General features: G+C 70.4%; 12 protein-coding genes. 3 read left to right on the plus strand and 9 right to left on the minus strand.

Translation table 11 applies throughout. The annotated features are described in order from the left end of the window. Positions 1-40: 40 nt before the first annotated feature. From AB0K18_RS20410 to AB0K18_RS20420, 3 genes are all read right to left on the minus strand, one after another. Entirely contained in the window at positions 41-1,885 is a 1,845-nt protein-coding gene (locus AB0K18_RS20410; RefSeq protein WP_364916187.1) for a protein kinase, read from the minus strand. A 64-nt stretch (positions 1,886-1,949) separates the two neighbouring features. After that, positions 1,950-2,429 carry a phospholipase gene (locus tag AB0K18_RS20415; protein WP_364916190.1) on the minus strand — a complete coding sequence of 160 codons (480 nt, stop codon included), beginning with the start codon at positions 2,427-2,429 and terminating at the stop codon, positions 1,950-1,952. Between the two features lie 95 nt (positions 2,430-2,524). Then, positions 2,525-2,905, minus strand: coding sequence for a hypothetical protein (locus tag AB0K18_RS20420; RefSeq protein WP_364916192.1), 381 nt, complete (start codon positions 2,903-2,905; stop codon positions 2,525-2,527). A 186-nt stretch (positions 2,906-3,091) separates the two neighbouring features. Between AB0K18_RS20420 and AB0K18_RS20425 the strand changes: the two genes are divergently transcribed. Both AB0K18_RS20425 and AB0K18_RS20430 read left to right on the plus strand, forming a co-directional pair. Then, the gene (locus AB0K18_RS20425) at positions 3,092-3,520 is read left to right on the plus strand and encodes an anthrone oxygenase family protein (RefSeq protein WP_364916195.1); all 429 of its coding nucleotides are present in this window, start codon (positions 3,092-3,094) and stop codon (positions 3,518-3,520) included. 68 nt (positions 3,521-3,588) lie between these two features. Next, on the plus strand, positions 3,589-4,059 hold the full coding sequence (locus AB0K18_RS20430) for a PPOX class F420-dependent oxidoreductase (RefSeq protein WP_364916198.1): 471 nt from the start codon (positions 3,589-3,591) through the stop codon (positions 4,057-4,059). A gap of 16 nt (positions 4,060-4,075) precedes the next feature. Here the strand turns inward: AB0K18_RS20430 and AB0K18_RS20435 are convergent, their stop codons facing one another. Further along, positions 4,076-5,197, minus strand: a complete 1,122-nt coding sequence (locus AB0K18_RS20435) for a serine hydrolase domain-containing protein (RefSeq protein WP_364916200.1) — start codon at positions 5,195-5,197, stop codon at positions 4,076-4,078. Positions 5,198-5,439: 242 nt separating this feature from the next. Next, positions 5,440-6,162, minus strand: coding sequence for a Clp protease N-terminal domain-containing protein (locus AB0K18_RS20440; protein ID WP_364916204.1), 723 nt, complete (start codon positions 6,160-6,162; stop codon positions 5,440-5,442). 63 nt (positions 6,163-6,225) lie between these two features. Between AB0K18_RS20440 and AB0K18_RS20445 the strand changes: the two genes are divergently transcribed. Then, positions 6,226-7,683: a serine hydrolase domain-containing protein gene (locus AB0K18_RS20445; protein WP_364916207.1), complete on the plus strand. Its 1,458-nt coding sequence runs from the start codon at positions 6,226-6,228 to the stop codon at positions 7,681-7,683. Between the two features lie 121 nt (positions 7,684-7,804). On the opposite strand, the gene AB0K18_RS20450 is transcribed toward AB0K18_RS20445, so the two are convergent. The 4 genes from AB0K18_RS20450 to AB0K18_RS20465 form a co-directional block, all read right to left on the minus strand. Further along, positions 7,805-9,646, minus strand: a complete 1,842-nt coding sequence (locus tag AB0K18_RS20450) for an ABC transporter ATP-binding protein (protein WP_364916211.1) — start codon at positions 9,644-9,646, stop codon at positions 7,805-7,807. Then, entirely contained in the window at positions 9,646-11,547 is a 1,902-nt protein-coding gene (locus AB0K18_RS20455) for an ABC transporter ATP-binding protein (protein WP_364916214.1), read from the minus strand. Before AB0K18_RS20455 ends, AB0K18_RS20450 begins: the two co-directional genes overlap by 1 nt. 125 nt (positions 11,548-11,672) lie before the next feature. Beyond that, positions 11,673-12,530: a fumarylacetoacetate hydrolase family protein gene (locus AB0K18_RS20460; protein WP_364916217.1), complete on the minus strand. Its 858-nt coding sequence runs from the start codon at positions 12,528-12,530 to the stop codon at positions 11,673-11,675. Beyond that, positions 12,527-13,372: a dioxygenase gene (locus tag AB0K18_RS20465; protein WP_364916219.1), complete on the minus strand. Its 846-nt coding sequence runs from the start codon at positions 13,370-13,372 to the stop codon at positions 12,527-12,529. Before AB0K18_RS20465 ends, AB0K18_RS20460 begins: the two co-directional genes overlap by 4 nt. Positions 13,373-13,385: the final 13 nt, after the last annotated feature.

A 13,385-nucleotide genomic window follows, 5' to 3' on the forward strand; every position in this document is an offset into this window, starting at 1 on the left:
TTCTCCTCTGACGGCCCGCCTGCTATCAAGGCGGGCCGTTTCAAGGTTTGGCGATCTCGCCGGACTCCTGCCACTTGGCGTACTTGGTGGTGAAGACCGATTCGTACGTGCCGTTCGAGCCCATCGGCACCTTCCACGCCAGCTCGAACCTCGCGGGCCGGTTCTGGGAGCCGAGGGTCAGCTCGTACGTGATGAAGGACTTGTCGTCGTCCGGCACCTGGCCGCCCAGCCAGGAGGCGAGCAGGGTCCGCAGCCGGCCGGCGACCGTGGTGGTGGGCAGGCCACCCGCGTAGGTGCGGCCCTTGACCTGGAAGGTCGTGCTGTTCTGGACGACGTCCCTGATGACGGACGGTCCCGCGGTACCCGCGACCAGCAGGGCGAACCACGGCTTGTCGGCCGTCTTCTGCTCCAGGGCCAGGGCCCGGGCGCCCGGCCGGTCCACGTACAGCTCGTCGTCCGCGATGACGTAGTCCGCCTCTCCTGAGCCGTCGGCGGGATTGACGTGCATGGTGAAGGCGTCGGAGTCGGAGGCGTCGTCGTGGTGCAGGCGGCCGGAGGCCACGGCGGTGGCGGCGCTCTGGGTGAAGCCGCCCTCGTACGAGAAGGTCGCGGCGGGGGTCGCGCTGAGCGCGAGGTCCAGGGCGGCGGCCAGGTCGGCCTGGGTACGGGGCGCGGCTGCCGACGTGGGGGTGGCCGGTTCGGTCGCCGGGGTGGCATCGCGCTTGGTCGTGCTGGTCGGCCGGCCGGTGGTGGTCGGTCCTTGGGCGGTGTCCGGTCCTTGGGCGGTGGTCGCGCCAGGGAGGGTGTTCAGCAGGATCACGCCCGTGAGCACGGCGGCCGTCGCGACGGCCGCGATCGGCACGACCTTGACGCGGCGCCGGGGCGGCACGGTCGCCGGCTGCCCCGAGGGCCCAGCGGCGCCGGGCCGGGCGGTCGCGCCGGGTGGCCAGGACGTCGCGCCGCCCATCGCGGGCGGCCGATCGGCATCCGGCCAGGGAGTCGCGCTGCCCGTGCGGGACGGCCAGGTGCGCTTGACGCGGTCGGTGATGTCGGCGACCGCGTCCACCGGGGCGACCGGCTGCCCGCGCCACGCGGTGGCGACCGCCGCGAGCACCTCGCCCATCGCCGGCCGCTGCTCGGGCGCCTTCGACAGGGCCCGATCGGCCAAGGATCTGAGCGCGGGCGGTAAGGCGGCGGTGTCCACCGCGTTCCGCAGCACGCGCAGCGCGAGCACCTCGGCCCGCTCGCTCCCGTACGGCTGCCGCCCCGTCGCCGCGTACACGACGACCAGCGCCCAGCCGTACACGTCGGCGGCAGGGCCGGTCGGGCCGCCCGCGTACTCCTCGGGGCTCACCCACCCGGGCGAGCCCACCACGTGGCCGGTCGCCGTCAGGGCGGTGCCGTCGAGGGCGCGGGCGATGCCGAAGTCCACCAGCCGGGGCCCGTCCGGCGACAGCATCACGTTCGACGGCTTCAGGTCACGATGCACGACCCCGGCCGCGTGCACGGCGGTCAGCGCCTCGGCGAGCCCGGCGGCCAGGCCGTACAGCTCGTCGCCGCGTAGCGGGCCGTGCTCGGCGACGTGCTGGGTCAGGGTCCGGCCCGCGATGTACTCGGTGGCCAGCCAGGGCTGCGCCGCGCCGGCGCCGTCGGCCAGGATGCGTACGCAGTAGGCGCCCCGCACCCGGCGCAGCATCGCGACCTCGCGCCGGAACCGCGCCCTGAACTCCTGGTCGGCGGCGTGCGAGTCGTGGATGAGCTTCACGGCCGCGCGCTGCCCGGCCGCGTCCACGCCGGCGTACACGACCCCCATCCCGCCGGCGCCGAGCCGCCCCACGATCCGGTACGGTCCCACCTGCTCCGGGTCGCGCGTCGGGCCTGGCACCGCATCCCCCTCCGCCCGCGACGACGATGATCGCGAGCAGACTACCGCCCGGAGTCCCCCGGTATCAGGCGAACTCGTCGAGCCTGTCCCCCGGCACCAGCGCGCCGAGCCGCCGCACCGCCTGGTAGTACGACCAGGCGAGCCGCTCGCACACCCTCCTGCGCGCCCCTTCGTGACCGGCGCACACCTGGCGCAGGTCGTGCAGGAAGGCGTCGTCCACGTGCGCCTTGTTCTCCGTGAACCGGCTGACCGCCTTGTAGTTGCGGTAGCCGAAGTCGTGCCGCGTGCAGGGCATCCTGAAGTCGAAGCCGAGCGGCTTGTCGGGGCTGGCCGAGCACTGGTCGGTGGTCCAGTCGAAGGCGTACGCCGCCCAGGAGCCCTGGTCGGACCAGGCGCCCCGCCAGGCGGCTGAGCTGGCGTCGGTGGGCTGGGTGAACGCGGCGAGCGTGGCCAGCTTCTGCTCCAGCGTCACCGCGTGCGCCGGAGCCGGATGCGTGAGAACGGCGGTGGTCAGGGCGAGGGCGGCGAAGGATCGTCCGAGCATGAGAGCCTGCCTGTCGGGCCGGAACCTGTCCAGGCAAGCCTCGCCCGATCACCGGTCACGACGCGGGGAGACACGCTTGGGGCCGCCCCCAAGTTTTAGTAGATGCGGTACTTCTTGCCGCAGTTGTCGAACTTCCCGGCCCAGCAGGTGAACGTGTAGACCTTCTTGATCCCGTGCCCGCTCCACGTGCCGACGACCTTGCCGTCCCACGCCTTGTTGAACTTCGTCCAGTGACCGTTCTGGTAGACCTCGAACCAGACCCAGCCCTTCTTCCCGCCCCGCTTGTCCACCCCGTACCACTTCGTGTAGACCTTGCCGTGCGACTTCCACGTCTTACCGAACGTGTACGCCTTGTGGTCACTGGAGAACACCTTCCCCCAGCTGGTCCCGGTCGAGGCCTGGGCGGGCGCGGTCATCGCCAGACCGGTGACAGCCATCGAACCGGCAAGAGCAGCGATCGCCAGAGTCTTACGCATTTCGGGTTCCTCCCCGTCGTCGGTGTGATCCGTTGACAGGGACATTACGGAGACCCAAGCAGATCAACTGTGGACGAATGCACACAGCGAACGTGACGCCCGTCACAGCGACCTTGAGACGCTCTCTTATGCGAATGAGTGGGACGACCATGGCCCGTCTCACCTGCTGCGGGCCACCATGAAGGCATGATGCTTCTGGCTCTCATCACCCTCCTGCTGCACGGCGCCCTCACGGGCCTGTTCTACGCCTTCTCCATGTCCGTCATGCCGGGCCTGAACGCCATCGACCCCGCCCAGGCCGAGGCGGCGATGCGCAGTATCAACCGGAAGATCCTCAACCCGTGGCTGTACATCGCCTTCATGGGCTCGCCGCTGACCGCGCTGGCGGCCGGGATCGTCGGCGGCTCGCCGTGGTTCTACGCCGCGGCGGCGGTCAACGCGGTCGGGTCGTTCCTCGTCACGATGGCGATCAACGTTCCGATGAACAACGCCCTGGACGCCGGCACCATGTCCTACCAGGAGTACGCGCCGCGCTGGACCCGCTGGAACACGATCAGGACCGTGGCCTGCGCGGCGGGCCTCGTCCTGGCCGGCGTCGGACTGACCACCCTGTGAAGAGCGTCGCCGGGCGGGTGGCAGGATCGGGCTTGTTGCACTGACTGCGTCATGAGAGGCATCTGCAGATGGCACCGAGCATCGCCACCGCCCGCCGCGTCGAGCTCCCCGAACTGCTCGACTTCCTCCGCCCCCGCCACCACGGCCTGCTCTCCACCACCCGCGCCGACGGCCGCCCGCAACTCTCGCCGGTCTCGTGCGGTGTGGACGAGTCAGGCCGGATCGTGGTGTCCACCTATCCCGACCGCGCCAAGGCCATGAACGCCCGCCGCGACCCCCGCGTGTCGATGTGCGTGCTGTCCGACGACTGGAACGGCCCTTACGTGCAGGTCGACGGGCAGGCCGAGGTGCTCGACATGCCGGCGGCGCTGGAGCCGCTGGTCGAGTACTACCGGTGCATCGCCGGCGAGCACTCCGACTGGGACGAATACCGCGAGGCCATGCGCCGCCAGGACAAGTCGCTGATCCGCATCACCATCGACCGCTGGGGCCCCATCGCGACGGGCGGCTTCCCCGCCCGCCTCGTGGACAACGGCTGATCGGCTCAGGGCCGACTCAGGACTTCGCGCACAGGGCCGTGTCCAGGGCGGCCTCGACGTGCTGCTGGGCGGGCGCGGTCGTCGGCAGATGGGTGACCGCGACGGCGGCTGCACGGCCGTCCTCGGTGGCCGCGTTCGTCGTGTAGAAACCGGGGATCGCCCCGCCGTGACCCCAAGCCGTGTCCCCGCAGGACAGCTTGACGGCGCTGATGCCGAGCCCGTACCGGCCGCCGGGGCCCAGCTCCGGCGCCCTGACCGTGGTGCGCATCTGCTTGAGCTGCGCGGGCTTGAGCAGCTTGCCGTCGAGCAGTGCGGTGAAGAAGCGGTTGAGGTCGCTCGGTGTCGAGATCATCTGGCCGGCGGTCCAGGCTCCGGACGGCTCATATGTGGACACGTCGGTCATCGGCTTGGCCGGGTCGTCGCGGTGGTAGCCGGTGGGGTGCGGGTCGCGGATACTCTGGTCGCCGACGTTCGGGAAGTACGTGTGCTCCAGGCCCAGCTTCTTGACGGTCCGCTTCTCGATCTCCTCGGCGGCCGGGCGGCCGGTGACCTTCTCGATGATCAGGCCGGCGACGAGGAAGTTCGTGTTCGTGTACGACCACTTCTTGCCGGGCGCGAACTGGGCCTTCTTCTTCAGCGCCATGTCGAGCAGGTCGCGGGGCTGGAAGTAGGTGTGCTGGTACGGCAGCGCGCCCTTCGCCAGGAAGTCGGTGTACTCGGGCAGGCCGCTGGTGTGCTGGAGCAGTTGCCGTACGGTGATGCGGCGGCCGTCGACGCCCTTGCCGCGCAGCAGGCCAGGCAGGTACTTCTCGACCGGGCCGTCCAGCTTGACCTTCCCCTCCCCGACCAGCTGCAGGATCGTCACCGCCGTGAAGGTCTTGGTGTTGCTGCCGATGCGGACGTACCCGTCGGCGGGCGGCTCGCCCTTGCCTGCCGTGTAGTCGGTCATCTCGCCGTCCTTGTCCTGGACGGTGGCGATGGCGGCGGGGAACTTGTCCTTGGTGATCAGGTCGTCGAGAACGTCCTGGAAAGACGCCTTGGGGGCGGCGGCGTGGGCGGCGGTCACGGCGGGGCCGGCCAGGACGGCGAGGGCGAGAGCGGAGGCGCCGGTCCAGCGGAGGGTGCGTCGAGTGATCATGCTGTAAACGCTACTGAGCGCTGTCAGGCCGTCGCGATCCCGTATACGGGCCGGCGCAAGGTAGCGCTAGCTGTACCACCGACCCCCGCCACCCACGTGAACCGACGTGACGCACGTGAACGCATGTGAACGCATGTGAACCCACGTCACCTTCCCGCCCTCGCGACACCACCTCTGGGTCGTCTCCGCGTTCGAATCCCTCGCCACGCTCGTGCTGGTTTCTGCGCCTCAACCCGCCTTCGCTACCCCTCCCGGGCGCGCAGGATCGCCTCCAGCGCCGCCCGTACGGCGGCACGCGTCGGTTCGAGCATGACCCCGCGCTCGCGCAGCAGGCCGACCGACTTCTCGCGCAGCAGGCCGAGCAGCATGTGCTCGGTGCCGACGTAGTTGTGCCGCAGCTCGGCCGTCTCGACCAGCGCGGCCTGGAGGGCGCGGCGGGCGTCGGCGCCGATGGGGAGCGTCGCGGGAGACCCTGAACCTTCGGTGACCTGCTGTTCCAGGTCGGCCCTGAGTGCGGCGGGGTCCGCGCCCTGGGCGGCGATCGCCCGTACGGCCAGCGTCTGCGGATCGTCGAGGATGCCGAGCAGCAGGTGATCGGCCGCCACGGCGGTGGCCCCTCGCCGGCGGGCGTGGGCCTCTGCCCGTTCCAGGGTCTGCTTGGCGCGGCCGGTGTAGCGGTCGAACGCGCCCGACTGCGCGAGGTCGGCCACGGTCAGGCTGGACCAGCGGCGCCCGTACCGCTGCTGCGCTGCCTGGCGGCTGATGCCGAGGTGGTCGCCGATGTCGGACCACGAGCAGCCCTCGGCCCTGGCCAGCTCGACGAGGTAGCCGAGCAGCCGGTCGCCGACCCCCTCCAGCTCGGACAGCACGCCTTCGGCGACGGTGAGGCGGCTCAAGGGGTCGGCGGCCTCACTGCGCTCTTCGACGATCGACAGCAGGGCGGTGAGGTCGGGTAGCTCGGGCACTATCCCATTATGCTGTCAACGTAATCCTTGACACTTCTGGAGCGTCAAGGCCATCGTTGACGCATGGACATCAAGAAGCTGGCGGAGGCGCTGGACGTCCTCACGCCGGAGATCCTCGGCCACTGCGGCGCCCCCGGCCTCTCGCTCGCCGTCGGCGTGGGCACCGAGGTGGCGCTGACCAGGGCGTACGGGCTGGCGGACGTCGCCACCGCCCGCCCCATGACCCCCGACACGGTCGGCCCCACGGGCTCCGACTGCAAGGCGTACACCGCCGTCGCCGCCCTCCAGCTCGTCGAACGCGGCGTGATCGGCCTGGACGACCCGCTGGACGAGCACGTAAGCAACCCGCTCGGGGAACGTTCCATCACCCTGCGCGACCTGCTGACCCACCGCAGCGGCCTGGGCACGAACATGGGCAACTGGGACCACGTCCCGCCCCCTTCGCTGGGCGAGCACCTGCGGCGCGTCCTGACCGAGGCCCGGTCCGACGCGTACGGGGGCACGCTGCTCCCCTTCTGGGCCGCTCCCGTCGGCGAGCGCTACACGTACAGCAACATCGGCATCGCCCTGGTCGGCCACCTGGTCGAGCTGCTCAACCCCGACGGCGTGACGTTCTCGGAGTGGGTGGCGCGACACGTGTTCGCCCCGCTGGGGATGGCCTCAACCGTGTTCCCGCCCGCTCAACACCCCGACCACGTGCCCGCAGACGTGCTGGCCCGCCGCTCCACCGGCTACGCCACCCTGCCCGGCCTGCGCCTCACCCTGCCGCCCCGCTACCCCGGCGACTGGCCGGCCGGCTCGGCGCTGACCACGCCGTCCGACCACACCCGCTTCATCCTGGCCCTCCTGAACGGCGGCGGCCTGGACTCAGCTCGGCTGCTGGCGCCGGAGACCACTCAGCAGATGCTCACCGCCCAGGCGTCCGGCGGCACTTTGATGGGCCCGAGCGCTGAGTCCTCGGTGGGCTTCGTGTTCAACGTGTTCGACGGCGGTGAGCACCCGTACATCGGCCACGGCGGCGAGTACCTGTGGGGCTGGAACCACTTCACCAGAGGCTGGACGAAGGACCGCGTGGTGCTGGTCATCTCCACCAACCAGTACGACCTCGGCGATCTCGGCCTCTCCGACCGCCCCAGCCACGCCGCCGCCCGCCTGGTCGCGGAGGTCGTCACGGCCTGGGTCCACGGCACCGACCCCCGCCCCCGCCGCTCCCCGATCTCAGGCCGCAGCTACCTGGCGGGCCTCCTGGTAGGCGACCGCCTCACCACCCGCCTCGGCATAGCCACCCCACCCGCCCCGGAGCCGATCACAAAAATGGCCGCAGAAGCCGAGGTCACAGGTGGTTGGGACCCCGAGGCGTTCGCGGAAGGCGTCCGCCAGGTCCGCCTGACGGCGAACCCCCTCATGGACAACGCCCTGACCATCCGCCGGGAACTCCCGGACCACGAGGCAGAACTCCTCAAGAGACAACTCGGCGTCCCCAACCTGGGCGCCCAAGCCCGCAAGCAGACGGCCTCATAACCCACCCACCGCCACGGACCCCCGGCCACCAACCAACCCGAAGCACCCACCACCGACTCCAGCCGATCAGGCCGAGCCGGTCAGTTGGGCCGGTCAGGCCGAGCCGATCAGGCCGAGCCGATCAGGCCGAGCCGGTCAGCTGGGTCTCGCTGACCGGGACGAAGCCCGTCCCCGCGCGGTAGTTCGGGGACTGGTGACGGAAGTAGGTGTTGTAGACCTGGCAGTAACGGCCCCCGCGCGCCAGCAGCGAGGCGTGGTCGCCTTCCTCCACGATGCGCCCGTGGTCGAGCACGATGATGCGATCGACGTGCTCGATGGTGGACAGCCGGTGGGCGATGACGATGGAGGTGCGGCCGGCGAGCACCACGTCGAGCCCTTCCTGGATCTGCGCCTCGGTCAGCGGATCGACGCTGGCCGTGGCCTCGTCGAGGACGACGATGGCCGGGTCCTGGATGAGCAGCCGGGCCAGGGCGACGAGCTGCCGCTGCCCCATCGACAGCGCCCGCCCGTGCTCGCCGACGTCGGTGCGCAGCCCGTCGGGCAGCGCCTCGATCCAGTCGCCGTCGCCCACGGCCGAGGCGGCGGCCAGCACCTCCTCGTCGGTGGCGTCGGGCCGCGGGTAGCGGATGTTGTCGGCGACGGTGCCGCTGAACAGGAACGGAGCCTGCGGCACCGCACCGATCTGCCGCCGGTAGGAGCCGAGGTCGAGCGTACGGATGTCGTGTCCGTCGATCAGCAGCTTCCCGTCCTGGAACTCGTAGAACCGGGTGATCAGCTTGCTGAGCGTGGACTTGCCGGCCCCGGTGTGCCCGACGAGGGCCACGCTCTCGCCCGCCTCGATGGTCAGGTCGAAGTCACGCAGTACGGGGTGCGCGGGGTCGTACCCGAACGTCACGCCCTGGAACTCGATGCGCCCGGCCAGCCGCCCGACTGCCTTCGCGTCGGTCTGCACGACCCGGGGCGGCGCGTCGATCAGCGCGAACACCCGTTCCGACGCCGACAGCCCTTGCTGGAACTGCGACCAGAACGCCGCGATGGACGTGAGCGGCATCCAGAAGAGCGCGACCCCCTGAAGGAACAGATACCAGTCACCGGCGGTCAACCCGCCACGAAGCACCGCCGAGCCGCCGAGCTGGACGAGCGCGACGGTCGCCAGCCCCGCCACCAGGAAGAGCACCGGAAAGATCCCGGAGAAGACGAACCCCTGCCGCAACGTCACCTGGTAGCTCTGCCGGTTGATCGGCCGGAACTCGTCGTAGACCTGCTGCTCCTGGCGGAAGTTCTTCGCGACGGCGATGCCGCCCATGGTCTCCTGCAGGTTGGCGTTGACCCGGCTGAGCGAGCGCTGCGCCTGGCGGGTGCTGGCCCGCGCGAGCCGCCTGAACAGCAGCGCCAGCCCCACCACCACGGGCACGACCAGCAACGTCAGCAGCGCCAGCTCGACACTGCGCAGGAACAGCAGCGCCGTCACGATGCCGACCATCAGCACCTGGCTGATCAGGTCCATCGTCAACGTGGAGACGGTGGCGAAGTCGTCGGTGTCGGAGGTGACCCGGCTGACGATGCGCCCCGACGGGGTCTCGTCGTAGAAGGACATGTCACGCTCGAGCACCGCGTCGAAGGCGTCTTCGCGCAGGTTGAGCACGACGTCGCCGGTGACGCGCGAGCTGAACGACTGGCGTACGAAGTTGAACACCCACCCGAGCGCCCCCGCCGCCAGCAGCCCCAGCACGAACATCCACCCGACCCGCCCGATCGAGCCGTCGGCGATGGCGTCCACGACGTGGCTGGTCAGCAGCGGCACGAACGCCTGGCTGGTGGACGACAGCACGATCATCACCGCGACCAGCACCATCGACCCGAGCTTGGGCCGGAAGTAGGCCAGGATGCGGCGCAACAGGTCACGATCGTTGTAGGTGCGGTCGTAGTCCTCGGCGTCGAGGCCGTCCATGATGAAGCCCATCAGCGCACACCCCCCTGCTCCTGCGCGAGCGCCTGCGCCCCGCCACCGGACACCCCGTCACCAGCCGCTCCGCCGGCGGACCCGCCGGCGGACCCGCCATCTCCGGACGCGCCGTCATCGGGCCCGGCGTAGTCGGCCTCGTCGTAATGGGCGAAGATGCGGCGATAAAGGCGGCTACGCGCGATGAGCTCGTCGTGGGTCCCGCAGTCGACCAGCTCACCCCGCCGCAACAGCACGACCTTGTCGGCCCAGCGGATCTGCGAGAGCCGATGGGTGATCAGCAACGTCGTACGCCCTTCGAGCACCCGCCCGATCGCCTGCTGGATCTTGTCCTCGGTGGCGGAGTCGATGGCGCTGGTGGAGTCGTCGAGGATGAGGATCGCCGGGTCGGTGAGCAGCGCCCGCGCGATGGCCAGCCGCTGCCGCTGCCCACCCGACAGGGTGACCCCACGCTCCCCGATCACCGTGTCGTAGCCGTCCTCCAGCTCGGCCACGAACTCGGCGGCCTGCGCGTCCTCAGCCGCCCTGATCACGGCCTCCCGATCGGCCCGCTGCCCCATGCTGAACGCGATGTTCTCGGCCACGGACCGCGAGAACAGCACGATGTCCTGCTCGATCGTGGAGATCTGGGACCGCAGCGAGTCGAGGTCCCATGCGCGTACGTCCACGCCGTCGACCAGGATGCGCCCGGACGTGACGTCGTAGATGCGCGGCACCAGCTTGGTCAGCGTGCTCTTGCCCGACCCGGTCTCCCCCACGATCGCCACCGTCTCGCCGGGCTTGACGGTGAAGCTGACCCCGCGCAGCGCCGGCTCCCCGTCGTCGTAGCCGAACGTGACGTCCTCGAAGACGATCTCGCCGGAGATGCGGCCGGCGTGCCCGTCGGCGGGCTGGTGCAGCTCGGTCTCGGCGGTGATGATGCCGAGGATGCGCCGGGAGGACGCGATGCCGATCTGCACCAGCGAAAAGGTGAAGATCGACATCTGGGTGGGAAAGCTCAGCATGACCATCAGCCCCATGAACGCCACCAGGTCGCCCACGGTGATCGCACCCATGCCCTGCAGATAGAGGCCGTGCCACAGAGCCCCGGCGAGCGCGCAGGCGAACAGCAACGTCGGCAGATAGCGAGCCTGGACGAGCCCGTTGCGTACGAAAAGATCCCGGTAGCGGCGCGCGTTGGCACGGAACCGCACGCGTTCCTGCCCCTCCTGCGCCATCACCTTGATCACCTCGATGCCGCGGACCGCCTGGTTGAGCCCGGCGTTGACCTCGCCGAACTGCTCCCGCATCTGCGTCGCGACCGGGTTGAGCTGGCGCATGTAGTGCCAGAGCGCGAACACGAAGATCACCCCGAACACCCCGGGCACCAGCAGCAACCGAGGGTCGATGGCGGCGATGAAGAACAACGGCACCAGCCCCTGCAACCCGGAGTCGACGATCAGATCGACCCCGGGCGAGATCATGAAGGACAGCTGCCTGATGTCGTTGGCGGCGCGGGCCATCAGGTCGCCGACCCGCTGCCGGTTGTGGAAGGTCTGGCTCTTGCCGAGCAGGCTGGCGTAGAGCTCGTCGCGCGCGTCGCGTTCGAGCCGCTTGGCCAGCATTTCGCTGGACATGCGGGCCACCAGGTCGAACAGCCCGCGCGCGACCACGATGGCGAGCAGCGTCACCACGATCAGCCCCAGCGTGCGGGCCGCGCCGCCACCGCCGCCCAGCACGGCGTCGAACGCGGCGCCGGTGAGCTGCGGGACGGCGGAGTTGAGCACGATCATCACGAGCGAGCCGCCGAGGAACCCGGCGAGCTGCACCGGATGCCGGCGCAGGTGGGACCAGAGCCAGCGCACCGGGCCGCGCCGGTCGAAGCGCGGACCGGTCACGACGAACTCGGAGCTGGTGGTCACGGACATGGTCTCCCCGGCCGGTGTGGTGAGCGTACGCGGACCTGATGTGTATCACCGGGGTCCGACAGTTTCCCACCGGTTAAACGGCCGCCGCGCGCCCGGCCTCGCACGCCGGGCGCGCGCGGTCAGGGAAGGGTGGCCGTGACGGGAGTACGAAGTACGCCGAGCCGGTCGATCTCGACCTCCACCACGTCACCGGGCTGCAGCAACCAGGGCGGCGTGCGCACGTAGCCGACGCCGTCGGGGGTGCCGGTGGCGATGACGTCGCCGGGGTTGAGCGTGAGCGTACGGCTGATCAGCGACAGCACCTCGCCGACGCCGAAGATCATGTCGCGGGTGTTGCCGTCCTGGACAACAGTCCCATTCACCCTGGTACGCACCCGCAGCCCGTCCCGCAGATCCCCCACCTCGTCGGTGGTCACGAGCGGTCCCAAAGGGCCGCTGCGGTCGGCGTTCTTGCCCAAAGTCCACTGACTGGTGAGCTTCTGGGCGCGGCGCGCGGTCAGGTCGTTGAAGGTGGAGTAGCCGAGCACGGCCCTCAGCGCGGTCGTGGGGTCGGCGTCGCGCACCGGCTCGGCGACGTACGCCGCCACCTCCCCCTCCCAGTCCAGCCCCGCCTCACCGGCCGGCACCGCGACCGGCACCCCGCCCACGCTCAGCGACGCCGTCCACCGCCCGAACAACGTCGGATGCTCAGGCACCTCGAAGGAGCCCTCGGCCGCGTGCGCCCGGTAGTTCAATCCCACGCAGATCACCCGCGCGGACGGCGGCACCGGCGGCACGAACGTCACGGCGTCCGTGGAGAGCGTCACGTTGCCGTCGGCCAGCCGCAGCCCCTCCCTGATGCCCGCCACCTTGGCGACCAGGCTACGCGCGTCGGCCCAGAACTCGTTCACCTCGGCGAGCAGCGTCACCGTGTCGCCGTCGAGCCGCGCGACCCGTACGACGTCGTCCCCGCGCACGCGGACCCCGACGAGCCTCACTGCCCCTCCTTCCAGTCCAGCGGGACCAGCTTGATGTCGAACGTGATCTCCTCGCACCCGTCCGTACGCCGCACCGGCTCGCGCACCAGCGCGTCCTTCACCGCGTACGCCGCGTCGGAGCCCAGATAGGGGTCGCCGGCGAGGAAGACATGCGTGGTCAGCGGCCGGTATCCGGCGGCCGTGACCCGGTAATGGAAGTGCGCGGGCCGCATGGGATGCCGCCCGATCGCTCCGAGCAGCCGCCCCGCGGTGCCGTCCGTGGGCACGGGGTAGCTGCTCGGCCGGATCGTACGGAACCAGTAGCGCCCATCCGCGTCGGTGGTGAACAGGCCACGCAGGTTGCCGAGGTCCTGGCTGTCGTCCTGGGTGTCGTACAGGCCGGTGTCGTTGGCCTGCCACACGTCCACCGAGGCGCCCGGCAGCGGCGTGCCGTCGCAGTCGAGCACCCGCCCCTGCACCACGGTCGGCGTCCCGCGCTCCCGCTCGGGCCCTTCACTGATCCAGGCGCCCGGCTCCCGCACGGGGGCGGGCGAGTGGAACGGCCCCTCCACCGAGGACGGCGTCATGCCCTCGGGACCCTCGTTGTTCACGTCGTCCACGGCGCTGGTCAAACCGAGCATGTCGGACAGCAGGATGAACTCGTTCCGATGCGGCGTACACATCTGCCCGGTCTCTATGAGGAAGTCGAGCCCCGCGATCCACTCGCGCTCGGTGGGCCGCACCTCCTCGACGAAGGCGTGCAGGTGCTTGACGAGCGCGGAGACCACCTCGTTGACCCGGGGATCGGGCCCGTCGATCTGGCTCAGGACCTGGCGCAGCAGCGGGGTCACATCGTCCTCCAAAGGCTTGACCCGG

This window comes from Nonomuraea sp. NPDC049421 (genome assembly GCF_040677005.1).
Lineage (GTDB): Bacteria > Actinomycetota > Actinomycetes > Streptosporangiales > Streptosporangiaceae > Nonomuraea > Nonomuraea salmonea.